Below are 25,646 nucleotides of genomic sequence, written 5' to 3'. Positions count from 1 at the left end.
CCGAGAAAGGATCGACGACATTCCCCGATTGGCGAAATATTTTATTCAAAAAACCCTGCCGCAGACACAAAAACGGCTCTCGGCGGAAGCCTTGTGGAAACTGATGGAGCATCCTTGGCCCGGCAATGTGAGAGAACTGAAGAACGTGATCCTCCGAAGCCTGTTTCTTTCCAAGGGACCAGTCATCGAAGCGGGGCATATCGAGTTTTTGAGAATCGCCCCCGGAAGAGAGGCGCTGTTTCAGATGAAGAGCGTTGAAAGAGAAAAAATCGAGCTGGCATTGCGAACGACACAAGGGAACAAGGCGAGGGCGGCCGATCTTTTGGGGATGGCCCGTTCGACGATTTTCAAGAAGATAAGAAACTACGGGATTTGGAGGGTAACGCATTAATCCGATAGTTGGGAAAAGGGGGAGTTACCCCGGTTTTTCGGGAAACAATTTGGCGAGATGGCAGAGCAGATCGAGGACGCTCACCACCCCCGGTTTTTTGTTCTTTCGGATGATCGGAATATGCCGGCACCGGTGCACCGACATCTGATGGAGGGCGTAGGCCAGCGTGTCGTCTTCGTCCAAAGTCTCCACGTTCGCCGTCATCGCCTGCGCGACGGTCGCTTTGGAAAGATCGCCGCTTTTTCCCATGACGCGAAGAAGGATGTCGCGTTCGGTTAAAATCCCCTTCAATTCCCCCTCACTCCCCTCCACGAGGACGCATCCTGTTTTGGACTGGTTCATCCGTTCCACCGCATCCGGAATGGAGGTTGTCTCTTTAACGCAGACCGCCTCATGCGGCGGCACTTTGGCGATGGGGTCGCTCATGAGCACCTTTTGGATTCGCGCCCGGGGGACCGAAATCCCGTCGCGCGAGGCCAGATCCTGCAGGCAATTTTCACAGGCATCGGTGCCCGCGATATTATCGTAACCGCAATAAGGGCATTTCATAATACTTGGGGCCCTTTCGGCCCGTTTGTTGCTACTCGCGTTGTTGGATTTCGGGCCTCAAACCCGCCTGCCAATCCGGCGGGCAGGTGGCCCCAAACCCCGCGTTCGCAACCGGCAAAGCCGGATTGCTCACTTAATTCACCCTCCATGTCTCCGGCCCGTGCAACAATTTTTTGATATCCCCCGGCGTCTTCTCCACGGCCGTTTTGACCTGTTGACAAAGCATCTGCTCATAGGTCGGTTTGGAAACGGCGCGGAAGACCCCCAGGGGGACCGGAAAATCCGGCGCCTCGAACCGGCTCAAGACAAAGGCATAGGAGGGGTCCGGATCCGTTTCGTCATGGACCAGAAGATCTTTTTCGGCGACGCCGTTTTCGCCGATGGTCACGATTTCCGGTTTCAGCCCTTTCAGGCGGATCCCCCTGTTTTGTTCCTTTCCGAATATGAGCGGTTTCCCCTGCTCGAGAATGACCGCGTTGTCGTCGCGCGTTGTCCGGTCGGTCACAAACTTGAAGGCATCGTCGTTGTAGATGATGCAGTTCTGAAAAATCTCGACAAAGGCGCTCCCCTTGTGAAGGGATGCCCGGGTCAGCACCTGCTTCATGTGATTGGGGTTGGTGTCCACCGTTCGTGCCGCAAAGGTTGCCCCGGCGCCCAGCGCCAGCGAGATCGGGTTCATGGGATAATCCACCGATCCGAAAGGGGTCGATTTGGTTTTTTTGCCCAATTCGGAAGTCGGCGAATACTGCCCCTTGGTGAGGCCGTAGATCCGGTTGTTGAAGAGAAGGATTTTGATGTCCACGTTCCGGCGAAGGGCATGAATCAGGTGATTGCCCCCGATGGAGAGGGCGTCGCCGTCGCCGGTGATCACCCACACATGGAGGCCGGGATTGGCCGCCTTGATGCCGGTGGCGATGGCCGGCGCGCGGCCGTGGATGGTATGGAGGCCGTAGGTGTTGACATAATAAGGGAGTCGGCTGGAACAACCGATGCCGGAGACAAAAACATATTTTTCGCGCGGGACCCCCAGCTCGGGCAGTACGCGCTGAACGGTGGCGAGAATGGCGTAGTCGCCGCAACCGGGACACCAGCGGACGTCCTGATCCGAAACAAAATCTTTCCTTGTTAATGAGGGCGCTCCGCTTAACTGCGCAGGGCCGCCTGTCGGTTCGACCATGATGAAACTCCCGTCTTTTTGATGATTTCCTTCACGCCGTCCACGATCTCCTGAACTTTAAACGGCTGGGCCTGAACCTTGCAGATTGACCGGACATCCAGCAGATATCGGGCGCGAAGGAGCAAGGCCAGTTGTCCCATGTTCAACTCGGGGACAATGACGGTTTCAAAACGCTCCAGAATCTCTCCCAGATTGGGAGGGAACGGGTTCAGGTAACGCAGGTGAATGCTCGAGATGGAAAAACCCTCCTTCTGAAGCTGTTCCGTCGCCTGCGTGATGGCCCCGAAAGTTCCCCCCCATCCCGCCAGAAGAACATTTCCCGATTCCTTTCCGAAAACTTCCAGAGGGGGAATATCCCGGCCAATCCGGGCGATCTTTTCGGCGCGCAGTTTGACCATCCGCTCGTGATTGAGCGGATCATAGCTGACGTTGCCGGTAAGCTCCTGTTTTTCGAGGCCGCCGAGGCGGTGTTCCAGGCCCGGTGTGCCCGGAAGGGCCCAGGGACGGGCCAGCGTTTTTTCATCGCGCGCGTAGGGGAGAAAGGGGCCGGTTTCTGCTGTTGGATGCTCGACGGGGATGGTTTTGAATTTTTCAAAATCGGGAATTTTCCACGGCTCGGCGCCGTTGGCCAGATAACCGTCGGAGAGAAAAATGACCGGCGTCATGGAACGGACGGCAATCCGCACCGATTCGATAGCCATGGTAAAACAGTCGCCGGGGGTTGCGGGGGCCACGACCGCCAGCGGGCTTTCCCCGTGGCGTCCATAGATGGCCTGGAGCAGGTCGGCCTGTTCGGTTTTTGTGGGGAGCCCCGTGGAAGGGCCGCCCCGCTGAACGTTGATGATCACCAGCGGCAGTTCCATCATGATGGCAAGGCTGATCGACTCGCTTTTAAGGGCCAGCCCCGGCCCGCTGGTGCCGGTCAACCCGATGGAACCGGCAAAGGAGGCGCCGATGGCCATGCCGATGGCGGCGATTTCGTCCTCCGCCTGACAGGTTTTGACGCCGAAACCCTTGTGCCTCGAAAGCTCGTGCAATATGTCGGAGGCGGGGGTGATGGGGTAGCTCGCGTAGAGGAGCTCTTTTCCCGTCAGACGCGATCCGGCGATGAAACCGATGGCGGTCGCCTCATTTCCGGTGATGTTGCGGTAGGCGCCGGGGGCAAGGCTTGCCTTCGGCACGCGGTAGTGCTTTTTGAAAATTTCCGTTGTCTCCCCGAAGTTGTAACCCCCCTTGAGGGCCATTTTGTTGGCCTCGGCCAGTTCGGGCTTTGCCTTGAATTTTTCCCCGATCCACTGAATGGTCGCCTCCATGGGGCGCTCGTAGAGCCAGAACATCAACCCCAGGGCAAAAAAGTTTTTGCATCGCTCCTTGTCTTTTTTCTGGAGGGGGGATCCTTCCAGCGCCTTGTTGTTTACGAGGGTGATCGGGATGTCGTAGGTCTCGTATTTTTTCAGACTGCCGTCTTCCATGGGGTTTGAAGTGTAGCCGGCATATTTGAGATTTTCGGGGGTGAAGGAGTCGGCGTTGAGAATAAGCGTTCCCCCTTCCCGCAGATCCTTCAGATTGGTCTTGAGCGCCGCCGGATTCATGGCGACCAGCACGTCGGGGGCATCGCCCGGGGTGCGGATATCCCGCGACGAGAAGTTGATCTGGTAAGATGAAACCCCCGCCAGGCTCCCGGCCGGGGCGCGGATTTCCGCGGGAAAGTCGGGGAGGGTGGAGAGGTCGTTCCCCAGGATGGCGGTGGAATGGGTGAACTGGGTTCCCGTCAACTGCATTCCGTCGCCGGAATCGCCGGCAAAACGGATGACGACATCTTCTTTTTCTTCAATCTCTTTGTGATGCACCGGCACGCTCGGGTCGTTAGACATTTAAATTTGGGGCCCTTTCGGCCCGGTTGATGCTACTCGCGTCATGGGTTTCGCCCGCCAATACTTCGTGGCGGGCCAAACCCCGCGCCTCGCATCCGCCTCAGGCGGAATGCTCGGCTTAATTTCCTACGCTCCTTCCGGGGCGGTGCTTATCTGATGCGGATCGGGAGGGAGGTTGTAGACCTCGTACGGAAAATGTTCCGCCAGATAGTCCACGATATCCCTCACCGAAACCATCCCGGCAACCGCCCCGTCGGCCGAAACAATCGGCAGATGGCGGTGCTGTTTGCCGCTCATCAGCGAGATCGCCTCCGCAATCGACGAATCATTCCGGAGACAATCGGGGCTCCGGGTCATTACCTCGCCGATGGCCGTCTTTTTTAAATTCAGCCCCTTCGAGAGGACACGAGTCAGCAGATCGCGCTCCGTAAAAATACCTGCGAGCTTTTCTTTTTCCACGACAACGGCGGACCCTCTTTTTTTGTCCTGCATGAGGCCAATCACCTGGGAGAGAAGGGTCTCTTTTCCCACGCAGATGGGGGGTCTCGATCTAACTGATTGAATTTTATCCGTTTTCAGTGTTTTTATCAATCGGGCCGTCATTATTTTTCCTTTTCTTTCGACAGGCGCTTAAATTTCCTAAATTTTACGCATAATGTCAATGGGCGGTGGACTTGGTTTGGCCTTGTAGGGTACTTTTGGCTTTCTATGCGATCTCTTTTTTGTTTGGGTATGATCTTTATCAGCCAGGGACTTGCCTTCTCGGCCGAAGCAGGGGAGGGGCGCAGAGTGGACGTCCTCGGACGTGACGGTTTTTTGAGGCTCTATCACAGCCACTCGCATGAATTTCTCGAAACGGCCTACGAGCGGGATGGAACGCCTGATCCCGGCGCGCTCAAAAAAATCAACCGTTTTATGCGGTCGCGCGATTCGGGGAAACAGATCGAAATGGACATTAATCTGATCCGCCTCCTCGATCATCTTCAGGATCATTTCGGCGCCGACACGGTGGAGGTGATCTGCGGCTACCGGAGCCCCGAGTTCAACCGCGCCCTTAAGAAAGCGGGAAAAGGGGTGGCCGAGCAATCTAACCACATGAAGGGGATCGCGGCCGATATCCATCTGGACGAAATTTCCGAAAAGAAGGTTTCCGCCTACGCCCGCCGTCTTGGGCTGGGAGGCGTCGGTTACTATCCCGACCAGTTGATGGTCCATGTCGATCTCGGCCGGGTCCATTTCTGGCAGGAGGGGAATTTTTCGGAACGCACGGATATCGGCGTTTTTACCGATCTGCCCGTGACGCTGAAAACGGACAGGCTGTTTTATTTTTTGGGAGGGAAGATGAGGCTCGTTTTGTCGAATTCGCAAGAAGCGCCGTTGAATGCGGATTTGAATCTGGAGCGGTTTTTCAGGGGGAAATGGAATAACTCCCCCTCACCCCCTCTTAGTCTAAGAGGGGGCAGGGGAGAGTTAAAATTGCAGAAAATCCCCTACGGCAAATTTCGGTGGAAAATTTCAACCCGCGATGGCAGGGTGCAGTATTCCAACGAGTTTTATGTGAAGAAAAGATAGTTGGTGGATGGTGAATGGTGCCGTGCCTGCCGGCAGGCAGGGATGGTGAATGGAAAAAGACGATGATTTCTCTGACTTTTGAAAAATTTCAGGAACTGGCCGGGAAGGGAAATTTGATCCCTCTCTGGCAGGAGATTCCCGCCGACCTCGAAACGCCGGTTTCGGCCTTTTTAAAAATCCGGACGGGAAAAAACGATTTTCTTCTGGAAAGCGTCGTCGGCGGCGAAAAATGGGGGCGATACAGTTTTTTGGGAACCGAACCGCGGGCGATCTTCAAAAGCCGGGGTTTTGACGTGGAAATTATGGAAGGGCACAAACGCTCCCAGTTCCGCGTCGATGAAAATCCGCTGAACGCCCTCAAGGAATTCATGGCCCGTTTTCAGCCGGTGGTACTACCCGATCTTCCCCGTTTTTTCGGCGGCGCCGTGGGTTATTTGGGCTACGACATGGTCCGCTATTTCGAGCGCCTCCCCCAAACGGCCGTGGACGAACTGCGGCTCTTCGACGCCTGTTTTCTTTTGACCGATACGGTGGTGATTTTCGACAACTTCCGGCAGTCGATCAAGGTGGTGGCCAATGTTTTTGTCGATCCCGAAAAACCGGTAGAGGCTCTCTATGAGGAGGGGCTCCACCGGATTGAAAAAGTGGTGAAGAAGCTTCAAAAACCGCTCGGGACAATGTCCCTTGGGACGATGCCTCTTCCTCTTCCCCCGGAATCCCGCGCGCAACAGCGGGGGGAGGGGGAAAAGAAATTGACGGCGTCCCATACGGAAGAGGAGTATTGCGCCTTGGTCGAGAGGGCCAAACGGTATATCGAGGCGGGGGATATTTTTCAGGTGGTTCTTTCCACCCGCTTCGAGGGGAAAACGGCCGTTTCCCCCTTTGAGCTCTATCGCGCCATCCGCCGGGTGAATCCGTCGCCGTACCTCTATTTTTTGCAGTACGAGGATATGGCGATCGTCGGCGCCTCGCCGGAGGTGATGGTGCGGCTGGAGGACAAAAAGGTGGAACTCCGGCCGATTGCCGGAACCCGGCGGCGCGGACGGGACGCCTCGGAGGATTTTCGGCTCCAGCAGGAATTGAAGCAGGATCCCAAGGAAAGGGCCGAACACATCATGCTGGTCGATCTGGGCCGGAACGACCTGGGGCGGATCTGCGAAACCGGGACGGTCGCCGTGAATGAGATGGAGGGGCTGGAAATGTACTCGCATGTGATGCATCTGGTCTCGCATGTCTCCGGCGTCTTGAAGCCGGGATGCGACGCCTTCGATGTGATCCGCGCCGCCTTTCCGGCCGGCACGCTGACCGGGGCGCCGAAAATCCGGGCAATGGAGATTATCGAGGAGCTGGAGGGGAAGAAGCGCGGAATCTACGGCGGCTGTGTCGGCTACATCGGCTTTTCCGGAAACCTCGATACCGCCATCACCATCCGCACCGCGTTGTTCAAGGACGGCAAGGTTTATATCCAGGCGGGGGCGGGGATTGTTTACAATTCGGTGCCGGAGCGGGAATATCAGGAATGCCGGAGCAAGGCGGAGGCGATGCTTGAGGCGTTGAAGAGCTTATGATTTTAATCATCGACAACTACGACTCGTTTACCTACAACCTCGTTCAATACATCGGGGAGCTTTTGCAAAAACAGGGAAAGGATCCGGAGAAGGAGCTTTCTGTGCGCCGGAACGACCGGATCGGCCTGGACGAAATCGCCTTGCTGGCCCCGGAAAAAATCGTCATCTCCCCCGGCCCCTGCACTCCCAACGAGGCCGGCGTCTCGGTGCCGCTTGTCTCCCGGTTTGCGGGAACGATTCCCATTCTGGGGGTCTGCCTCGGCCATCAGGCCATCGGCGCCGCCTTCGGCGGCAAAATCGTCCGGGCCAAAAAAATCATGCACGGAAAAACCTCGTCTGTCCATCACGACCAGAAGACGATCTTCAAGGGGATCAAGAATCCCTTTACCGCCACCCGCTATCATTCGCTGGTCATCGAGCGGGAAAGCTGTCCCGGTGTTTTGGAGATATCGGCCTGGACCGGCGACGGGGAAATCATGGGGGTAAGGCACAAGGAATTCCGCGTGGAAGGGGTTCAGTTTCATCCCGAGTCGATTCTGACGACGGCGGGAAAAAAGATTTTGGAGAATTTTTTAGAGATGTAGGGGCAACCCTATGTGGTTGCCCTGCTCGGAGGGCGGTCCGCCTGAGGCGGAGGCCGCCCCTACGGTGCCGTATGTCAAATTTTTACGCCATCATCCCCGCCGCCGGAATCGGCAAACGGTTCGGCGGGTCGGTTAAAAAGCAGTTTTTGGGTTTGGGCGGCCGGTCGCTTCTTGAATGGTCGGTGGGGGCCTTTTTGAAGACAAAACGGTTCCAGCGGATTGTCGTCTGTCTGCCTGTCGATGAGCTGGTCTCCATCTCGGGCAAAACGGATTCGCCGGAGGTGATCTATGTCGCGGGAGGGATAACAAGGGCCCAGTCGGTCAAAAAGGGCTTTGAGGTTCTCAAGGCCTCCGATGAAGATATGATTCTCGTTCACGACGCTGTTCGCCCCCTGGTTGGCGTGGACCTGATCTTAAGGGTGGCTGTTGCTACGAAAGAAAGGGGGCCGACAGTGCCGGTTACCCGTCTGAACGACACGATCAAGGAAATAAAAGAGGGGATTGTGTCGAAAACCATCGACCGCTCCTCCCTCTTTGCCGTGCAAACGCCGCAGGGTTTTCCGGCCGGGGTGTTAAAGAGGATTTATCAAAAACTCTCCAGGGACGACCCTTGCTGGACCGACGAGGCGATGATGGCGGAAGCGATTGGAGAGAAGGTTTATGCGGTGGAAGGGGAGAGGCGGAATATCAAGGTGACGACGACGGAGGACTTGAGGATAGCGGAATGTTTATGCGAATAGGAATCGGCTACGACGTTCACAAACTGGCTGAAGGGAGAAAACTGGTCATCGGCGGCGTCGAAATCCCGCATGAGAAGGGATTGTCCGGCCATTCGGACGCGGATGTTTTGCTTCATGCCGTCTGCGACGCCCTTTTGGGGGCGGCGGGGCTTGGAGATATCGGCCGACACTTTCCCGATACCGATCCGCGTTACCAGGGGATTGATTCGTTGAAATTGCTCGGCGAGGTCGCTGTCCTCTTGAGCGAAAAGGGGTACCGGCCGGCCAACATCGATTCGGTCATCATCACCGAGGCGCCAAAGATGGCCCCTTACCGGGAAAAGATGCGGCAAAATATCGCGACGGCGCTCGGCCTCGAGCCCGATTGCGTGAATGTGAAGGCGACGACGGAAGAGGGGATGGGTTTTACCGGGACCAAACAGGGAATTGCGGCGTGGGCGCTTGCTACTTTAGAGAGCTTAAGAGCTTAGGAACTTAAGAGCTTAGGAAATAAAAATCCTAGGCTCCCAGGCTCTTAAGCTCTTAAGCTCCCAAGCTCTTTTATGGTTTTGTCTATTTACAACACCCTGACCCGCCGTAAAGAATTATTCCAACCCCTCAATTCCCCCAAAGTCGGAATGTACGTTTGTGGCGTCACGGTTTACGACTACTGCCATTTGGGCCATGCGCGGGCGCTCGTCAATTTTGACGTCATTTATCGTTATCTGAAAAGGCGCGGGTTCGATGTCACCTATGTCCGCAACTATACCGATGTCGATGACAAGATCATCAAGCGCGCACAGGACGAGGGAATTGCGTGGAACGAGGTTTCGGAAAAATACATCCGCGCCTTCGATGAGGACATGGAGGCGCTTGGGCTCGAACCCCCGACCTTTCAGCCGAGGGCCACGGAGAATATCGATGAAATCCTGAAGATCGTCAAAGTCCTCGTCGAAAAAGGGTTTGCCTACAAGGCAGGGAGCGACATTTTTTACTCCGTCCGCAAAAAGGCCGACTACGGAAAACTCTCCGGCAAGAAGATCGACGAGCTCGAATCGGGGGCGCGGGTGGAAATTCACGAGGCCAAAAACGACCCCCTCGATTTTTCGCTCTGGAAAGCCTCCAAGCCGGGGGAGCCGCTCTGGGAATCGCCGTGGGGGCCGGGGCGCCCCGGCTGGCACATCGAGTGTTCGGCCATGAGCATGAAACACCTGGGAATCACCTTCGATATCCACGGCGGCGGGAGGGACCTCGCCTTTCCGCATCATGAAAACGAGATCGCCCAGAGCGAGGCCTACAGCGGAAGGCCGTTTGCCCGGACCTGGATCCACAACGGGTTCGTGAACATCAACGCCGAAAAGATGAGCAAGTCTCTTAGGAATTTTCTCACCGTCCGCGAGATTCTTAAAAGTTATCATCCGGAGGTTATTCGCTTGTTCATTCTCTCGTCGCACTATCGTTCGCCCATCGACTACACCGAAAAAAACATGCAGGACGCCCGCCAGTCGCTGAATCGCTGGTATTCGACAATGGCACGGATTCGGGAGCAGTGCGGAGGGAAAGAAAAGGGGAGAAAGAGCGCCGACGAAGCGGCCCTCGGGAATAAAATCTCGGCATTAAACGCCGATTTCGGGGCGGCGATGGACGACGATTTCAACACCGCCCGGGTTTGCGGCCTCCTTTTCGATCTCCTTCACGAATGGAACAAGACCCTCGATGAGGAAAAAGGGGTGTCTCTTTCTGTTGGTCGACTCTTTATGAAAACAGTGGAAGAGATCGGTGCGGTTCTGGGAATTTTTGGTTCGGATCCCGGTTTGTATTTGACGGTCAAGCAGGAGAGGGTGCAAAACAGCGCGGGTCTTTCAACCGAAGAGATCGAAAAGAAGATAGCAGAGCGTAACAGGGCCCGAACGGCCAAAGACTGGGCCAAGGCGGATCAAATCAGGAAGGAATTGGGGGAAAAGGGGATTGCCCTGAAGGACAATCCGGACGGGACGACAAATTGGACTTAAACCATTCAACCGTTTTTTTCAGGCCGTCAGGCAATGGGGTCAGGGGATGGTTTTGCAATATTCCCTTTTTAAGACAGCTTCTCATTTGCTCGCCCGCCTTGGGGGGGGTGTAAACGGGGGTCATGCTCGACCCGATTATTTGGACCAGTTGAGCGGTCAACGCGTTGAGGTCCGTCTCGATTTCTGTGCCGACATTATGGATTCCGGTTATTCCCGGCTTTAATGCTTCCAGGTTGCAGGCGACGACGTCATCGATGAAAACGTAGTCGCGGGTCTGAAGGCCGTTGCCGAAAATAACAGGCCGCTCGCCGTTTAACAGTTTGTGGATAAAGATGGCAATGACCCCCGCTTCTCCGTGAGGGTTCTGACGGGGACCATAAACGTTGGCGTATCTTAAGGCGACAAACGGCAAGTGATGGGTCCAGGAGTAATATTGAAGGTACTTTTCAACGGCTAATTTGACAATTCCATAAGGGCTTGCCGGATTGGCGGGGTGATTTTCAGAGGCCGGAAAGGAAGCCTGGTTCCCATAAATGGCCCCTCCGGTGGAAGCAAAGATGATTTTCTTGACCCGTGTCTTGAGGCAACACTCAAACAAATTCAAGGATCCAAGGATATTGATTGTCGCATCTTTGACCGGATCATGAACCGACTTCCGGATATCGATCTGCGCCGCATGATGGTTGACCACCTCCGGCCTGAATTTGCTTAAGACATCCGCAACTTCCGGGCTTTCAATCGGGAGCCGGAAAACCGGAACCCCGTCGGGGACGTTCTCTTCTTTTCCCGTGCTGAAATCGTCCAGAATGGCGATCCGGTGTCCCGCCGCGAGGTATCCCCGCGCGATATTCGAACCGATGAAGCCGGCCCCCCCCGTGATCAGGATTTTCATTCAGGACACCCTATTTTGTTATCCACTCGCCCTCTGGAAATTACAGGACGGTTGCTATTCCACCGAGACGGCCGACTTGAGCGGGAGGGAAACCACGTTTGTTACTGCGGCTTCATCGCGGGGGAGGTCGATGTGGTTAAAACCGGGGACCAGTTCTTTCATGGCGGTTAAAACCTGCACCTTGTTTTCGTGTCTGGCAAGCTCCAGGATGTCACCGATGGTTGAATCGAGCCTGTTCCAGTCGATGTAGGTTATTTTGCCGATGGTGATATTTTCGTACTGGGTTTTCTTTTCGGTCTCGTCGATCAGCAATTCTTCATAGAGTTTCTCGCCCGGCCGAAGCCCGATGAACTGGATATCGATATCCTTGTAAGGGGCCTTGCCGGCCAAAAAGATCAGATCTTCCGCCATCTCCTTGATCTTCACCGGTTTGCCCATGTTCAGGATGAAGATCTCGCCGCCGTGTCCGATGGAGGCCGCCTGCATCACCAGCTCCACCGCTTCCTGCGTCAACATGAAGTAGCGGGTCACGTTGGGATGGGTGACCGTGACGGGCCCCCCCTTTCGGATCTGATCGAGAAATTTGGGGATGACGCTTCCGGAGCTTCCCAAGACGTTGCCGAACCGGACCGCGACGAACTCGGTATGCGATTGAAGGTTGAGGTTTTGGATATACAGTTCGCAGATTCTCTTGGTTGCCCCCATGATACTGGTGGGGTGCACCGCCTTGTCGGTGGAGATAAGGACGAATTTTTCAACGCCATGACGGTCGGCCGCCTTGGCCACATTGATGGTTCCCCGAATGTTGTTGATGATTCCGGCAAATGGATTCGATTCCAAAAGGGGGACATGTTTGTAGGCCGCCGCGTGAAAAACGATGTCCGGTTTTTCCGCCTGAATAATCCTGTCGACCCGTTCTTCCAGGCAAAGATCCTGCAGAACAAACCTGAATTTGCAGTAGGCCTTCTTTTCGCGGATTTGCTCCCGCAACTCCTCCTCCAGTTTGTAGAGACCAAACTCCGAATTATCAATGGCCAAAAGTTTCTTGGGACGGAACCTCAATGCCTGCCGCATCAACTCCGAACCGATGGAGCCGCCGGCCCCGGTGATCAGTATCTTTTTGCGGCGCAAAAACCGGTCGATCTGTTTTTCGTCAAGATCCTTCGGGTCCCTCTTCAGAAGATCGGTGATGTCGATGTTTTTGATGCTGACGTTGGATCCCATCATGTCGCTGAAGGTGGGGGCGATCCGGCAGAAGACGTTGGCCGAGCGGCACTTTTTGAAGATATCCCGGAGCCAGTCGCTGGAGACACTGGAAATGGTGATGATCAATTCATCGACGCGGTATTTCTTCAGAATTTTTTCGAGGTCGCCATGGGCGCTTAAAATAGGGAGGTCGTGGACTTTTCGGCCGATCTTGCGGGGATCGTCGTCAATGAAGCCGACCGGTTCATATTCATTTTTCTGCTTCAACAGGTTTCGCACCACGGCATCCCCAAGATCGCCGGCCCCATAGAGGAGAACCCTCTTTCCAACCCCTTTTTCCTGCTGGGTATTCTCCGAATAGTATCGGGGAACGAAGCGGGAAGAACCGACCAGAAAAAGGGTGATGAGCCAGTCCATCATAAACAGCCCCATGGGCCATTTGTTCAGGGGATAGTTGATAATAAGGAAGGAAAAAAAACTGCCGAGAGTAACCGCCTTGCAGATGGTGATCCCGAAATGGAAACCGGCGTAGCGAAGGATGGCCCGATAAAGGCCGAAACGGTAGAAAAAAACAAATTTGACGGCAAACAGAACCGGGATGGAAATCTTTGAAGCCTGAATCAGTTCGTCCAGCGAAAGAGGACCCAGAAAGAACCAGCAGGAGACTGCCCACGAAAGAGTAACGATCAGAAAATCAACGATGAGGAGCAGATATCTCATTTTTTTGCGGTCAATGGACCGGTAACCGGGAAAGAACCCTATAATAACGGCTGAATAATTGGAAGTATTTTTTCCGGTCGCTGTTTTTTCAGATTCCTTCCACAATGTAGTTTGAGAGGGCTGGTGCAGAGGTCAACCCCGGCGATTCGATGCCCAGGACATGAATCCAGTTTTTTTTCCGAATGACCGTAAATTCAGGCATGGCCCTTCCATCGATAAACAATTTGGACCTGTTTCCGGAATAGGCCGGGGAAATTCCGGATGATCGAAATTCAGGCAGGTAATAGGCGATGGCGCTTTCAAACGGTCTTGCATCGGGCGAGGCGTGCAGGTAGTTGTCCTTTTTTTCGATAAAGAAGGCGTTCGGCCCGATCAACGTCTGGCCGTCGAGCGTCGGCGTAAGGTGAATCCCCAGGCCATGTGACTCCGTAACCGGGAGGTGATAAACGGGGCGGCCGATGACCTCTTTTGCGAGGATGTAGTAGTCGCCCCGACACGGCCGGATTTCATACCCCGACAAACCCGCCAACCGGGCCACCTCGTCGGAAAAAAGTCCCGCACAGTTAACGGCCAGGTCAAAGGGAATTTCACCGCGTGTTGTTTTCAGCGTCTGTCCGTTTGCTTCAAACACCCGGCAGTTGAGGATGACGACGACCCCTCTTTTTTCCAGATAATTGGCCAGAGTCTTGAGATACCCGGCGGCATCGACAATGCCGGTGGAAGGCACAAGGACGGCCGGCGTCTCACGCAGGCGGGGTTCCCGTCTTTTCACTTCGCCGGCCGGCAAAAGAAGCGGCTCGGGAATGGGGAGTTTCCGGATCCTCCCGTAAAAAGATTCCAGTTCTCCTTCTTGGCCGGGCCCTTCCGGCACGACCCATTTTCCGCACTGTTTATGGGGGACGTCCAGTTTTTTAAGCCATTCATACGTTAAACGATTTCCCTCAATGCAGACCTTTTCCTTGAAACTGCCGGGCTCGTAGAAAATCCCGGCATGAATGACCCCGCTGTTCCGGCCGCTGGCATGCCCCGCAAGATACGGTTCTTTTTCCAGAACATAAACCTCATGCCCCGCCTCCCGCAAGGCGTTCGCAACATGAAGGCCGACGATTCCGGCGCCAATGATGACGGCTTGTGGATGTGACGGCTTCGGGGGTGTTTTCATCAGTGGCTGACTCCAATACCGTAAGGAGCCTTGAATATTGTGATAAAAAGAATTTTCAGGTCAAAATAAAATGACCGCTTCTGTAAATATTCAGCATCAAGCTCGACCTTCTGGGAAATGGGCAGTTCATCCCGGCCGTTTATTTGCGCCCAGCCGGTTAAGCCGGGTACAAGCCGGTCAACTCCTGTTTCTTTTCTAAGGGCGATCAGATCGTGTTGGTTGAACAGGGCCGGTCTTGGCCCCACAAAAGTCATATCTCCTTTCAAAATGCTCCATAACTGGGGCAATTCATCCAGGCTTGTGCGCCGCAAAATATTGCCAACGGGCGTCAACCATTGTTCCGGATTTTTCATCATATGAGTGGCATTTGGGGGGTATCCACTCTCATGGTTCGAAACTTGGGCATCAGGAAAATTCGGTTAAAACGCCCGATCCGCTCGGACCAGTAGAGCGCCGGTCCTTTTGCAGTGAGTCGGATGGCGCATGCAATGATGAAAGACGGCAACAAGAAGACGGCTGATAAAAAAAGGGCCAAAACAATGTCGAAGAGTCTCTTCATGCCGTTCTCATCGCTCAAATTTTCTTTACCCGGTTTTGCGCTTCGTAGAGGCGCTGTTGCTCGGAGACAATGCGAAGGGGCAGTTCCCGGGACTCGTCCGTTCATTGTTCTGTGACTTCGACGCGCGTGAATAACCTTAAAAAGATCTTGAATTTGGCGTCACCGCTCATTAACCGATGATAATAATATAAGAGCACAGCAAATCTGTAATCTTCGTAGGCCCCGTTATAAGTTCGTATGACCGCTTGGGGCCTCTTGAGATCGTTCCATGGATCGCCGGTGGAATTTTCAGAAAATCCTCGTAGATAGAAAACATTCCGATTTTTTCCCCCCCAGATTTTGTTGAAAAGTCCGATCCATTCGGTCACGGCGTCATATTCCTTGCCGATTGGGTATTCGTCAACGATAATATAAGTCGAATATTGGCCTGCCTCCGGATTGGCGGTCAAATGCTCCATGATGGAACGCGTTTTTATCCATCGAGCCTGCCATATCAGATAATTACCGCTGGAGCTGATGATAAATCCCCCCAAAAGTGCTGTCAGTAAGATCCATCGCGCTTGATGCCAATTCTTTTGAGAAAAAAACCGCGAAAAGGCTACACATAAAATTGCAACCGGCAAGGGAGTCAGAAGGGCATGTCTTGTTTCATGTTCGTCTTCGATTGGGGATTTCCCAACGACTGCATAGGAGAAGAGGGCCATTCCCAATAGGGTGAGGCCAAAAAGAGTCAGTAATCGTATTGGGGATATTTTGTAATATATCTCGGAAACGTTGGAGCGCGAGCTACAATACTTCTTCATGAACAGGAAGAGGCACAGTATCAAAATGAGACTCCAGACGGGGTTCTGCAAGACACCGAGGAGAGCGCCATCTAATCCTTGGAATAGAGTGTAATGAATGTGCTTTAGGAAATTTTTAGAAAATGAGATGGGGTCCCACAGGAGGCGATTATAAGAGGAATGAGCTTGGTCGAGCTGATAAAAAGTGATCTTCACGGTCCAAAAAACAAAGGGCAAAAAGATGTAATCTAGCTTTGACCTCAAAAAAAGGATGATGGAACCAAAATTTAGAGATGGAGTTCCGGCCTTTTCCCTTTCGAGTAAAAACCAATAGAGGAGAAAACCGAAGTAAAAAGAGAGAAACGAATTGGTGTTGAAAGAAAGATAAAAGAGGACGAGAGATAAACTTCTATACAAGACTTTGAGTGAACGATTAACAGTGTTTGGGAGTTTAATGATGGAGACAAAGCAGGCTAAAAAAAACAGGAAATAACAGGCCGAATGAGATACAAGCAGGATGGAGGCCGGCCATGTTTTGATCCCAGGATAGGACGCAAAAAGAAGTGCAATCCATAACGCCTCAAAGGACGTTATGGCTTTGGAGTCAAGGGCCAGGAGGAAAACGCAGAGAGTGGCCCCGCTGAGGTTTGCAAAGATGACGAACTTGTAGATAAAAAGAGAGTCTGAGATGCTGTCTATCAACGCCATCAGGTAGGGCATAAAAATGTTACCCCACACCCTGGTGTTATGGTAGAGGACGTGCCATCCCTGATCTTTCAAGCGCAAAATAGTCCAATCTTCCCAATAACAACCATCGTTGATGAGCAAAAGGCCGTGTGACATGAGGAGCACCAAACTAATCAACGCAATTTCAGTCTTGTAATTTCTTAAAGTCACAAATTTTCTTTCGATAGGAATAGTCGCATACTTCAGGTTCTCCAAAGATGCGCCGGAGCGCTGCTACAACCCGAGCATAAAGGATAAAAAGGCCGAAGCTTCGACCCAAATGGTAGGCATCACCGTTTCGTACGAGTTCCCCCGAAGACATAAGCCTGGCAAGTCTCGTTTGAAGCAAGATCTGAGCGTTATATCGTTCCAAGAGCTCATTGAGTGAAATCCCTTGATCGTCTCCCGCGGCTATTTCTCGAAGGAGTCTTATTCTTAAGGATGATTCGTACATACCATAGGTTGCACCAGCGTAGACAAAAGTCAATATTACAAAAATAAAAAATGAACAAATCAGAGAAAGAAGTAAACCGCTCGTTGAATAGCCCATCTTTAGATGGATTTCCGGAATGAAAATGAAACTGACGTTGACGGCAATGTTGACTCCTCCAATTATCCAAAACAAGCGTTCGAGCCATTTGAGAATACTTTTTTGGCTGACAAACCGAAAAACGGTAATGTGGATCAACACAAACAAAAAGAAACTTGAGAAAGTGTTTATCAAAACAAACTGGTCTATCCAACTCGTTTGTATGCCCATTTCAACCGCCAATATTCAGATTTAGGAGCTTTTGGTAATTCTGTGTAATACGGACAATCAGTTTTCCCCGTGGCAACAGATAATATTTGCCTTTCCTGAAAGAGACGCATCTCGAAATAAGAAGATCTATTAATCGCGGAGTGATCAACTTTTCATCAGGCCATTCTTGAATGAGTTGTTTGTGAATCAGATTTTTTCTCGACCGGAAAGATAATAAAATGGCAAGAGAGGGGCTTTGATGTACGGTGTTGAGGTGCGTCAAAAAATAAAATGGAACCAGCGAAAGATAGATTAAAATCGATGTTAGGACGAGAGGCATATTCCAAAGAGTTAAATGATGATCGTGTGTTGTCAAAAACCTATCAGTCAAGATAAGGAAAATAATAAAAATAGCAAGCCAGAATAAGGCGATGAGTGAAATCAGAGTGGCGTCTACCTTTCTATTCTTCCGGAATTTGCAGAAGAGAAAATGTGTCGCGATCATAAGAATGAAGAAGATAAGACTTAGGAGCAGGAATTTCATCTTTTTCCCCACTCCGCGAGCGGGTTGTTAGGAAAAGAAATCTTTGATCGCATCGACAATCCTTTTCTGTTCTTCGCGTTGCAGGTCGGGATACAGGGGCAAACGGAGAAGGGTCTCGCCGGCTTCGACGGTCACGGGAAGCGGGCGTTGACTCGTGGAGAATTTTTCCGCCGCCGGCGCGTTATGCAGGGGGTGGAAGTGGAAGGTCGCCTCGATCCCCCGTTCCCGAAGGAAATCCATCAAACGATCCCGAATCCCTTTGCTCTCGAGCAACACAAAAAAAAGATGATAATTAGACCGGCATTTTTCAGGGATGACGGGAAGGCGGAGATGGCGCCCATTCAAGGATTCAAACTCCGATCGGTAATAATCGAATCTCTCTTTTCTGGACTGGGTGATCTGATCGAGTTCCAGAAGCTGGGCGTACAGGAATGAGGCCAGCAGATCCCCCAGCAGGTAACTCGATCCTCGGTCGAGCCACACATACTTGCTGGTTTCGTTCCTTAAAAAAGCGGTGCGGTTCGTTCCTTTTTCACGGTGGATTTCGACGGCCTTCACATAAGCCGGGTTGGAGACGATGATCGCTCCTCCCTCGCCGCAGGTGATGTTTTTGGTCTGATGAAAACTGAGGATCCCCAAATCCCCCAAAGACCCCAACGGCTTACCCTCGTAAGAGGCCATGATCCCCTGGGCGGCGTCCTCGATGACCTTAAGCCCGTATTTTGTCGCCGTCTCCAGAATGGGGCCCATTTCACAGCCAACGCCGGCATAGTGAACCGGGATGACGGCCCGTGTCTTCCGGGTGATCGATTCCTCGATCAAGGTCTCGTCGATGTTCAACGTGTCCCGGCGGATATCGACGAAAACGGGTTTGAGCCCCACGTTGACAACGGCATTGGCGGTGGAGGAAAAAGTGAAGGAGGGCAGAATCACTTCGCTCCCCGGTTCCAAATTCAAGGCCATCACGGCAAGCTCCAGGGCATGGGTTCCCGATGACGTGAGATAGACCGGTTTACCGGCCAGCCGGCTCAAGAGTTGAGTGGAGCGTCGTGAAAAGGGGCCGTCTCCGGCCCACTCGCGTCCGGTTACGGCCTCTTTGAGATAGATTTCCTCCTTGCCGGTCAGATAGGGTTTGCAAAAAGGGATGAGGGGTTCCATCAGACGCCGGGATTTGCCTTTCTTTTTTTATCGTGCCGGGATTTGCCTTTCTTTTTTTATCGTACCAATTCACGACCCTGATGATCTGATCGGGGGTCCCCACATCGCAATAAAAACCGTCCAGAATCCGGTAGTCGACCCTGGAATCCCGCAAGTAGGATTTGATCAGGTCGATGACCTCGGTCTCGCCGCGGGCCGACGGGCGCAAACTCTTTGCCCTTTCAAAGACGGTTTCATCGAAAAAATAAGCCCCGATGACCGCCAGATTGCCTTTGGGCTCTTTGGGTTTTTCCTCCAGGGAGACGATCGTTCCCTCGTTGATTTCCGCGATGCCGAAACGGGTCGGGTCGGGGATGGAAGTGAGAAAAATCCGGCACCCGTGGCCGCTCTCCGCGAATTTGTCCCAATCCCGTTTGAAATTGTAATCGATGACATTGTCTCCCAGATGCAGAAATATCTTGTGGCCGGCGTTGTAGGTTTCGGTTGCAAGGAGGGCTGAAGGGATTCCATCGGGCTGATATTGGAAACGGTAGTCGATTTCCTCGAAACCCCATTCCTTTCCATCCCCGAAATAATTGACCAGCTGGCCGGCGTAATTGGCTCCGGTCACAAATGAGCACCGCTTGAGGCCCGTCTCCACCATCTTTTCGGCGGTCAGGTCGGCGATCGTCTTGTCCCCGATAAGGATCAGGTGCTTGTTGGCGACCCGCCGCGTGTAGCGTCCCAGCCGGGTTCCGTTTCCCCCGAAAAGACAGACCCCTCTCATTGCTTGTCCTCCCTGTTCGATGCAACGAACTCAAAAACAGCGGGAATGTAAAAGGTAAGATAATACCTTCTTAAGCGGCCCAAAAAGCGCCCCAGATTCAGAAACCCGAGGACGCAGGCCAGTTTTTCAAGCGAGACGGCCTGGACGTCGCGCCTTGATTCCAACAAATGGAGACTGGTTCGTTTTAACAGCTCCAGGATATTTGGACGGGTATAAAGGACTTGGACCCCCGGTTTGTAAACCCAAAGCCTTTTTCCCAGGAGTCTGGAGGAAAGGGTGTCGAGGAGGGGCACATTAAAGATGAAAAGACCGCCCGGTTTCAAGAGGCGCCCGATTTTGACGAACACCTTGACGGGGTCCGAAAGACAAAGCAGGGAGCCTTGAAGAAAAACAACATCATGAACCGATTCGGGCAAGGCCATTTCCTCCACGAGGCCGACCTTGATGTCCAAATCATACGTGCGTCGGCCGTATTCCGCGAAAACAGCCGAGGCATCCACTCCCAAAACCTGATGTCCACGATCCCGGGCGGCTTTGAGGAGAGACCCCGTGGCGCACCCAACTTCCAGGATATTCAGGGCTTTCCGGCCGCATTTTTTTTCGACTTTTTTTATCTTTTTTCTGCCGGTGGCCAAACGGGCCCGCTCACTTTCGAAATAGTCGTAATAACCGAGGGGGTGCGCCGACTTTCCCCCCTGAATGTATTCGGGGGCGCTGAAAAGGCTTGAGATCGACCGGTTGTCGAGCCTTGGATTTTGATAAACCAGTCCGTCATGGACGCATCGGACCCAGCTTACCGCTCCCTGCGAGAAAGAGACCCGATGGTAGGAAGTCGTTTGTTGACCGCCGCAGAAGGGACATTGATTCGGTGAGTAGGAAAACCGCATTAATGATGTTTTATGCTTTCAGCCGGTTTCAGCCAGCTCTTCGCCAGACGGGGGAGGGTGCGAACGTCGTAGAGCATGTTCATCGGTATGGCGCACATCCAGTCGCATTGGCATTTCTTTTCGATGATTTCTTTTGTGTGGAATTCGGACATTTCTTTTCGCCGGATCAATTTGTAGTAATCGAAATCGAAGTCCCTGATGTTGCCGAGATTGACCGAATCGAGGACTTCACAAGGGGAGATTTGCCCGTCGTCGTACAGCGTCACGAATTTTTGGGTTGCGTGGCACGGGCGGATAAATTGCTTTTCATCCCTGATTTTCACGAAATCGGCGTAGACCATCCCCTGCAAGACCCGCACGGTGCGGCCCCATAAAGAGCGTTGATGATGTTTCCATTCATGATTTTCGTTTTCCTCCAGGGTGGCCAGGAATCGGGAAATCAGGTGGTTTTTGGAATCGGTCACCATTTTGCCCGAATCCCGGATCAGGTAGAACATCTGCTGGTCATAGCTGAAATTCTCCCGGCAGAACCGGATGATCTCGGAAATTTGACCGGCATTGAAGTCATCGTAACAGGTTGCAATCTGGACGCGCAGGTTTGGGTGCCATTTTTTCAAGACGGATAACCCCTTAAGGGTCTCAACCATCGCGGCAAAGCCCCCCCTGATTTTTCGGGAACGATCGTGCGTTTCGTGCATTCCATCGATTGAGACCTGGATGACGAGAAAAAGGTTCGGACAACGCGCGAGAATCTCCTGGGTTGTTTCAAGCGTCGCTTTTGTCAGGCTGGCATTCGTCGGGATGGTGACCCACTGGGTCTTTGAGCGTTTGTAGAAGGTTTCGATAATGTCGGCCAAATCGGCGCGGATGAAAGGCTCTCCGCCGGAGAGGTTCAGGTAGGGGAGGCGCTTCAAATGCCCGGCGATTTTTTCGACCTCATTGAGCGTCAATTCGGCCGGTTTTCGGGCCTGCCAGTTCTCCACGTTTTCCAGGTTGAAACAGAACTCGCAACGGGCGTTGCATCTTGCGGTCACAAAATAGAACATCTTTGAAATCCGCCCCGGCGCCCAAAAATGAAGGATGGAGAGGGCGATGTTCAAGAGCTTTTGCGTCCGCAAGGCCGCCCGTCCGGAAAAATAGCGCCCCGCGCCGTAGATCCAGCAGGCGGACCGGGCGACAAGCAGGAAGGCGATAGTTGTTTTTTTGGCGAAGGAGATTTTTTCGCCCGGGGCAAGCCCCCGGTTGACGGTTTCGACAAACCGGAAGAATTTTCGGGAAAGGCCCGTTCCCCCGTAGGCCTCGAGGCTCCTTTTCCGTTGTCTCATTCCCCGGCTTAATTGGAAGGCCCAAGATCGGCCCCGATTGACATGCCTCTTGAAATATCCCCCCGCAGGGCGGGGTTGGTGGACAACCTCCAGGGTGTTCACGAACTTGATGCGGGAGGCACGGCGGATTTCATTGCAGGCGAAATCGTCCTCCCCGCTGTTGATACCGCGAAAGAGGTAGGCTTCGCACCCGCTCCGTTTTTTGAGCCATATTTCCCTCAAGAACGCGGAATTTCCCCCGGGTGGATTGGATTCAAAGGGGGTCTTGGCGAAAAGCTGGTGGGCGTATTCCTCCTCAAGTTTGGCCATCAGTGCCGTGGACGATTTTTCCCTCGGGTGGGAATAGCGGCCTCCCACGCCTCCCAGGGAGGGATCGGCGTCGAATTCTTTGACAATGGATTCGATCCAATCAGACGGCGCGGTGCAATCGCTGTCGAGGAAAGCGACAATAGCGCCGGTTGCCTTGCCGGCCCCGTAAGATCTGGCATAAGCGGCTCCGCCGTTTTTTGCCAGGTCGAAAACCTTAACCCCCGGTTCTTTCGCCGCAAATTGGCGTGCGATGTCCGTCGTGTCGTCGGTGGAGGCGTCGTTGACGATGATTACTTCGTGAGCGGGGAATGTCTGATTCAACAGGGACCGGATGCACGGTTCAAGAAAGAAGGCGGTATTATGCGCCGGAATGACAACCGAAACGGCCCTTGTGGGGTTTGCGGAGATATCTTCCTTTTTTGCGGTGGCAGGCTGTTGCATCAATCAGACCTTGCATTCCCGGATCCACTCCGGATGGTCGTGGTACCACAAGACGGTTTGTTCAATGAGTTGGGGGAGTTTTTTCCGGGGGGACCACCCGAACTCGTTTTGGATTTTTTCCGCCGAAATGAGGTATCTCAGGTCGTACCCCGCCCGATCGTCGACTTCGCGGATCGTCCCTTTTCCAACGATATTCCGGATTGTCTCGACGAGCGCGCGCGTCTCGATTTCGTGGTCTTGGCCGGAGGCTATATTGTAGACTTCGCCGCTTTTTCCCTTTTCGAAAAGGAGTTTGACGGCGCGGCAATGGCTTTCGACGTCAAGCCACAATCTCTTCGCGCTTGTCCGGTACAGGGGAAAAGACTCATCCTTCAAGAAACAGGTGACGGCCTTGGGCACCACTTTGTCCGGAAACTGCCGCGGTCCCATCGTGTTGCATCCGCGGGTGATCACGCCGTCCAATCCGTTGGAGTGCGAGTAACTCAAGACCAAAAGATCACCGGCGGCCTTGCTGGCGGCGTAAGGGTTGCGCGGGTTCAAGGGGGATTTTTCGGTAAACCATTCTCCCTTAAGGGAGGACCCGTAGACCTCGTCGGTGGAAACCTGAAGGAGCCGGATCTTTTTCCGGATCGCCCATCGGGCCAGACAACGCAGGCCTTCGACGTTTGTCTTCCAGAATTTTGCATCGTCCTGAAGCGAAAAATCGACATGGGACTCGGCCGCAAAATTGATGATGCCGTCCAAATGCGGAAGGGAGTCCATCAGCCCGGAAACGGTGCTTGCACGGGAGATATCGAGATCATGAAACGTGATCCGCTCCGGAATGTTTGCGGGATGGGACCCCCTTCCCATGCAATCAACCCCGATGATCTTGAATTCGTTTTCGAAAAGACGGCAAAAATTGGAGCCGATGAAGCCGGCACAGCCGGTTACCAGAAGCGTTGTCATCGTTGCCTTCCTCCCCCAAGGGCGACCGGCCCGTTTTCAACGGGAGCCCGCACGATTTTTCTTTCAACCGAACAATCCCCCTTCCAGAGGAGTTGGCGGTAGATCCGAAGGAGAAAACTCAAAAAAAGCGAACCAAGCATCAGGGCCGAGCCCCCTCCGGTAAGGCAGAGGGCGAAAACCGCCGTAAAGGACCGGAAAAAGAAGATGCCGTGAAAAAGAAAAAGATACAAAAGAAGGGAAAGGATCAAAAGCCCCAGGGCCGTGCTGAAAAAGCCGATTTTAAGAAGGCTGGTGTTTTCATAGGGGGAGTAGGCCAGGTACATGTCCAGATGAAGGTGGAGCCTCTTCGTGAAATTCCACTTCGACCGCCCCGCAAAACGGGGAAGGTGGCCCACGGGGATTTCGGCGTGGCGGTTTGTCAGTGAATAGGCCAGGCCGTAGACGTTGGTGGAATAATTTTCGTATTTCAGAATCTGGTCCACCAGAAACCGGCCAAACGCCTTGACGGCGCCGAAATCCCGCACGGGAATCCGGAAAATCCTCCGGATAAAAAACTGGGCCGCGGCGGAAGTAAGGCGGGTGAACCATGGATCCTGCCGCTTTGTCCGGATCCCGCTGACGATGTCGTTGTTTTCAAAAACCTTTTGAGCCAATGCAACGAGGCATTCGGGGGGATATTGAAAATCTCCATCGAGTGTAATGACCGCGTCTCCCCCGGCATGCCTCATCCCCGCCAGAAAGGCCTTTTGCTGTCCGAAATTCCTGGTGAGTTCGATGAAGGCGACGTTTGCCTGTTGCGAGGCCAAACTCTCGAGAATCCCGACCGATCCGTCCGTGCTTCCGTCATCGACGTAAATGATCTCCCAGGCGTATTGCGTCTGTGTTGAAAGGGTTTTGGAAATCGCCTCGAAATAGGGCCGGATGATTTCCCGGTCGTTATAGCTCGTGATCACCAGTGAGACAAGGGGTTTCATTTTAGCGCAGAAAATTTCCGGCATCGGCCCGCTTCCGTTTGAATAAATCCTGCATACGGCGTTCGAAAATAGTCGCGGAAACGCCGGGCTTTATCAACCCTTTCAGCATCCTGAAAATCCGCCTCGGGAAAAAAAGATAGCCGAGGAAGTAATTGGAGGCCAGCGAGAAGATCCGGTAGAAGGCCAACTCGCGCGAGCCTATGTTCTTGCAGAAAGTCACGGGGCTGAAGTTTGTATAGTCGCCGTTGAGCGAAGTGAGGGAGTAGAAATAATCGTCGTTTAAGGTGATTTTCTTTTCCGAGTCAAGCTCACGGAAAAGCTCCGACCCGGGATAGGGGGAAAAGAGGTTGACCACCGCCTCCTCCGCCCCCATCAAAACAAGTTTCCAGCCGTAGAGGATGGTTTGATAAATGTGCCTCCTGGTTTCGAAGGGAAAGCCGATGATCAGATTGATGCGAAGAATCAGCCCGTTGGCGACGGCGATTTTTATTGAACGGGTAAAGCGGTCCAGATTGATCCGTTTTTTGATCCGTTTCAGGGTCTCCGGCGATCCGGACTCCGGCGCGTAGACCAGATAGGTGCAACGGGTTTTTGCCAGAAGGGGAAGGACTTCCTCGTCCAAGACTTCGCTCCGGGTTCCAGAGGGGAGCGACCACTGGATGCGGATTCCCCTTTCCATCATTTTGGTGCAAAAGTCGACGGTCCATGACTTTTTCGTGATGGCGGTCAAATCGTAAAACTGAAGACTCGTGATGCCGTATTTGTCGATATAGTGCTGTATCTCATTCAGGACATCGTCCACCCCGCGGAGGATGTAGCGGGTCGTCCACATTTGGGGGCTGGAGCAGAAGGTGCATTGATAAGGACAACCGCGGGAGGCCATGATCGGCATGTCCCGGTAAGTTGAAGGGCCGTGGGATTTTTGAGAGGCCCAATAGGGCTGAAGGGATACGAGGTCCCAGGCCGGCCAGGGAATTTCATCCACTTTTTCAATCCGGGAAAACGCGCCCATGTCGACATAATTTCCCTCTTTATCGATATATTTGATGCCGCGGCAGTTAC

The 25,646-nt window shown here is 53.3% G+C and carries 21 protein-coding genes and 1 pseudogene; 7 read left to right on the top strand and 15 right to left on the bottom strand.

Features of this window, described 5'->3' with window-relative positions:
* The first annotated feature begins 28 nt into the window (after window positions 1-28).
* On the top strand, window positions 29-391 hold the full coding sequence (locus HYU99_08560; protein ID MBI2340398.1) for a hypothetical protein: 363 nt from the start codon (window positions 29-31) through the stop codon (window positions 389-391).
* Window positions 392-415: 24 nt separating this feature from the next.
* On the opposite strand, the gene HYU99_08555 is transcribed toward HYU99_08560, so the two are convergent.
* The 4 genes from HYU99_08555 to HYU99_08540 form a co-directional block, all read right to left on the bottom strand.
* A complete protein-coding gene (locus HYU99_08555; GenBank protein MBI2340397.1) occupies window positions 416-940 on the bottom strand; it encodes a CBS domain-containing protein in 525 nt (174 codons plus the stop codon).
* A gap of 133 nt (window positions 941-1,073) precedes the next feature.
* Window positions 1,074-2,117 (bottom strand): 2-oxoacid:ferredoxin oxidoreductase subunit beta, encoded by a 1,044-nt coding sequence (locus tag HYU99_08550; GenBank protein MBI2340396.1) that lies wholly within the window; start codon window positions 2,115-2,117, stop codon window positions 1,074-1,076.
* A complete protein-coding gene (locus HYU99_08545) occupies window positions 2,084-3,991 on the bottom strand; it encodes a 2-oxoacid:acceptor oxidoreductase subunit alpha (GenBank protein ID MBI2340395.1) in 1,908 nt (635 codons plus the stop codon). The genes HYU99_08550 and HYU99_08545 overlap by 34 nt, the downstream gene beginning before the upstream one ends.
* A 126-nt stretch (window positions 3,992-4,117) precedes the next feature.
* Window positions 4,118-4,594 carry a CBS domain-containing protein gene (locus HYU99_08540; GenBank protein MBI2340394.1) on the bottom strand — a complete coding sequence of 159 codons (477 nt, stop codon included), beginning with the start codon at window positions 4,592-4,594 and terminating at the stop codon, window positions 4,118-4,120.
* 129 nt (window positions 4,595-4,723) lie between these two features.
* Here HYU99_08540 and HYU99_08535 point away from each other — a divergent pair, with 129 nt between their 5' ends.
* The 6 genes from HYU99_08535 (at window position 4,724) to HYU99_08510 (ending at window position 10,446) form a co-directional block, all read left to right on the top strand.
* Window positions 4,724-5,563: a YcbK family protein gene (locus tag HYU99_08535; protein MBI2340393.1), complete on the top strand. Its 840-nt coding sequence runs from the start codon at window positions 4,724-4,726 to the stop codon at window positions 5,561-5,563.
* A gap of 62 nt (window positions 5,564-5,625) precedes the next feature.
* Complete coding sequence (gene trpE, locus HYU99_08530) at window positions 5,626-7,131, top strand: anthranilate synthase component I (protein MBI2340392.1); 1,506 nt, start codon at window positions 5,626-5,628, stop codon at window positions 7,129-7,131.
* Window positions 7,128-7,715: an aminodeoxychorismate/anthranilate synthase component II gene (locus tag HYU99_08525; protein ID MBI2340391.1), complete on the top strand. Its 588-nt coding sequence runs from the start codon at window positions 7,128-7,130 to the stop codon at window positions 7,713-7,715. The genes trpE and HYU99_08525 overlap by 4 nt, the downstream gene beginning before the upstream one ends.
* Before the next feature lie 71 nt (window positions 7,716-7,786).
* Window positions 7,787-8,455: a 2-C-methyl-D-erythritol 4-phosphate cytidylyltransferase gene (gene ispD, locus HYU99_08520; protein ID MBI2340390.1), complete on the top strand. Its 669-nt coding sequence runs from the start codon at window positions 7,787-7,789 to the stop codon at window positions 8,453-8,455.
* The gene (locus HYU99_08515) at window positions 8,446-8,925 is read left to right on the top strand and encodes a 2-C-methyl-D-erythritol 2,4-cyclodiphosphate synthase (protein ID MBI2340389.1); all 480 of its coding nucleotides are present in this window, start codon (window positions 8,446-8,448) and stop codon (window positions 8,923-8,925) included. Before ispD ends, HYU99_08515 begins: the two co-directional genes overlap by 10 nt.
* Before the next feature lie 72 nt (window positions 8,926-8,997).
* A complete protein-coding gene (locus HYU99_08510) occupies window positions 8,998-10,446 on the top strand; it encodes a cysteine--tRNA ligase (GenBank protein MBI2340388.1) in 1,449 nt (482 codons plus the stop codon).
* On the opposite strand, the gene HYU99_08505 is transcribed toward HYU99_08510, so the two are convergent.
* The 11 genes and pseudogenes from HYU99_08505 to HYU99_08455 all read right to left on the bottom strand — a co-directional run.
* Entirely contained in the window at window positions 10,376-11,338 is a 963-nt protein-coding gene (locus HYU99_08505; GenBank protein MBI2340387.1) for an NAD-dependent epimerase/dehydratase family protein, read from the bottom strand. The genes HYU99_08510 and HYU99_08505 overlap by 71 nt on opposite strands.
* 54 nt (window positions 11,339-11,392) lie before the next feature.
* Window positions 11,393-13,264, bottom strand: a complete 1,872-nt coding sequence (locus HYU99_08500) for a polysaccharide biosynthesis protein (GenBank protein MBI2340386.1) — start codon at window positions 13,262-13,264, stop codon at window positions 11,393-11,395.
* A gap of 88 nt (window positions 13,265-13,352) precedes the next feature.
* A complete protein-coding gene (locus HYU99_08495) occupies window positions 13,353-14,426 on the bottom strand; it encodes an NAD(P)/FAD-dependent oxidoreductase (GenBank protein MBI2340385.1) in 1,074 nt (357 codons plus the stop codon).
* Window positions 14,426-14,985, bottom strand: a pseudogene (locus HYU99_08490) (sugar transferase). The gene HYU99_08495 and the pseudogene HYU99_08490 overlap by 1 nt, the downstream one beginning before the upstream one ends.
* Window positions 14,986-15,086: 101 nt before the next feature.
* Window positions 15,087-16,709: a hypothetical protein gene (locus HYU99_08485; GenBank protein ID MBI2340384.1), complete on the bottom strand. Its 1,623-nt coding sequence runs from the start codon at window positions 16,707-16,709 to the stop codon at window positions 15,087-15,089.
* Window positions 16,710-17,803: 1,094 nt separating this feature from the next.
* Window positions 17,804-18,937, bottom strand: coding sequence for a dTDP-4-amino-4,6-dideoxygalactose transaminase (gene rffA, locus HYU99_08480; GenBank protein MBI2340383.1), 1,134 nt, complete (start codon window positions 18,935-18,937; stop codon window positions 17,804-17,806).
* A 759-nt stretch (window positions 18,938-19,696) separates the two neighbouring features.
* A complete protein-coding gene (locus HYU99_08475) occupies window positions 19,697-20,587 on the bottom strand; it encodes a class I SAM-dependent methyltransferase (protein MBI2340382.1) in 891 nt (296 codons plus the stop codon).
* The gene (locus HYU99_08470; GenBank protein ID MBI2340381.1) at window positions 20,587-22,662 is read right to left on the bottom strand and encodes a glycosyltransferase; all 2,076 of its coding nucleotides are present in this window, start codon (window positions 22,660-22,662) and stop codon (window positions 20,587-20,589) included. The genes HYU99_08475 and HYU99_08470 overlap by 1 nt, the downstream gene beginning before the upstream one ends.
* A gap of 3 nt (window positions 22,663-22,665) precedes the next feature.
* On the bottom strand, window positions 22,666-23,610 hold the full coding sequence (locus HYU99_08465) for a GDP-mannose 4,6-dehydratase (GenBank protein MBI2340380.1): 945 nt from the start codon (window positions 23,608-23,610) through the stop codon (window positions 22,666-22,668).
* Window positions 23,607-24,584: a glycosyltransferase family 2 protein gene (locus HYU99_08460; GenBank protein ID MBI2340379.1), complete on the bottom strand. Its 978-nt coding sequence runs from the start codon at window positions 24,582-24,584 to the stop codon at window positions 23,607-23,609. The genes HYU99_08465 and HYU99_08460 overlap by 4 nt, the downstream gene beginning before the upstream one ends.
* A 1-nt stretch (window position 24,585) precedes the next feature.
* Window positions 24,586-25,646 (bottom strand): B12-binding domain-containing radical SAM protein (locus HYU99_08455; protein MBI2340378.1); only part of this gene is annotated, 1,061 nt, incomplete at its 5' end.

The organism is Deltaproteobacteria bacterium, from assembly GCA_016183175.1.
Lineage (GTDB): Bacteria > UBA10199 > UBA10199 > UBA10199 > SBBF01 > JACPFC01.
Note: the sequence above shows the minus strand (reverse complement) of the source record. Positions and strands in the feature narration are given on the sequence as shown.

Bases quoted from the DNA above. Each gene is read 5' to 3' on its own strand.
- HYU99_08505 (MBI2340387.1), bottom strand. From the start codon at position 11,338: ATGAAAATCCTGATCACGGGGGGGGCCGGCTTCATCGGTTCGAATATC.
- HYU99_08500 (MBI2340386.1), bottom strand. From the start codon at position 13,264: ATGAGATATCTGCTCCTCATCGTTGATTTTCTGATCGTTACTCTTTCG.
- HYU99_08555 (MBI2340397.1), bottom strand. From the start codon at position 940: ATGAAATGCCCTTATTGCGGTTACGATAATATCGCGGGCACCGATGCC.
- HYU99_08475 (MBI2340382.1), bottom strand. From the start codon at position 20,587: ATGCGGTTTTCCTACTCACCGAATCAATGTCCCTTCTGCGGCGGTCAA.
- HYU99_08515 (MBI2340389.1), top strand. From the start codon at position 8,446: ATGCGAATAGGAATCGGCTACGACGTTCACAAACTGGCTGAAGGGAGA.
- HYU99_08510 (MBI2340388.1), top strand. From the start codon at position 8,998: ATGGTTTTGTCTATTTACAACACCCTGACCCGCCGTAAAGAATTATTC.
- trpE (MBI2340392.1), top strand. From the start codon at position 5,626: ATGATTTCTCTGACTTTTGAAAAATTTCAGGAACTGGCCGGGAAGGGA.
- HYU99_08525 (MBI2340391.1), top strand. From the start codon at position 7,128: ATGATTTTAATCATCGACAACTACGACTCGTTTACCTACAACCTCGTT.
- HYU99_08470 (MBI2340381.1), bottom strand. From the start codon at position 22,662: ATGCAACAGCCTGCCACCGCAAAAAAGGAAGATATCTCCGCAAACCCC.
- HYU99_08460 (MBI2340379.1), bottom strand. From the start codon at position 24,584: ATGAAACCCCTTGTCTCACTGGTGATCACGAGCTATAACGACCGGGAA.
- HYU99_08465 (MBI2340380.1), bottom strand. From the start codon at position 23,610: ATGACAACGCTTCTGGTAACCGGCTGTGCCGGCTTCATCGGCTCCAAT.
- HYU99_08535 (MBI2340393.1), top strand. From the start codon at position 4,724: ATGATCTTTATCAGCCAGGGACTTGCCTTCTCGGCCGAAGCAGGGGAG.
- HYU99_08540 (MBI2340394.1), bottom strand. From the start codon at position 4,594: ATGACGGCCCGATTGATAAAAACACTGAAAACGGATAAAATTCAATCA.
- HYU99_08545 (MBI2340395.1), bottom strand. From the start codon at position 3,991: ATGTCTAACGACCCGAGCGTGCCGGTGCATCACAAAGAGATTGAAGAA.
- HYU99_08550 (MBI2340396.1), bottom strand. From the start codon at position 2,117: ATGGTCGAACCGACAGGCGGCCCTGCGCAGTTAAGCGGAGCGCCCTCA.
- ispD (MBI2340390.1), top strand. From the start codon at position 7,787: ATGTCAAATTTTTACGCCATCATCCCCGCCGCCGGAATCGGCAAACGG.
- HYU99_08495 (MBI2340385.1), bottom strand. From the start codon at position 14,426: ATGAAAACACCCCCGAAGCCGTCACATCCACAAGCCGTCATCATTGGC.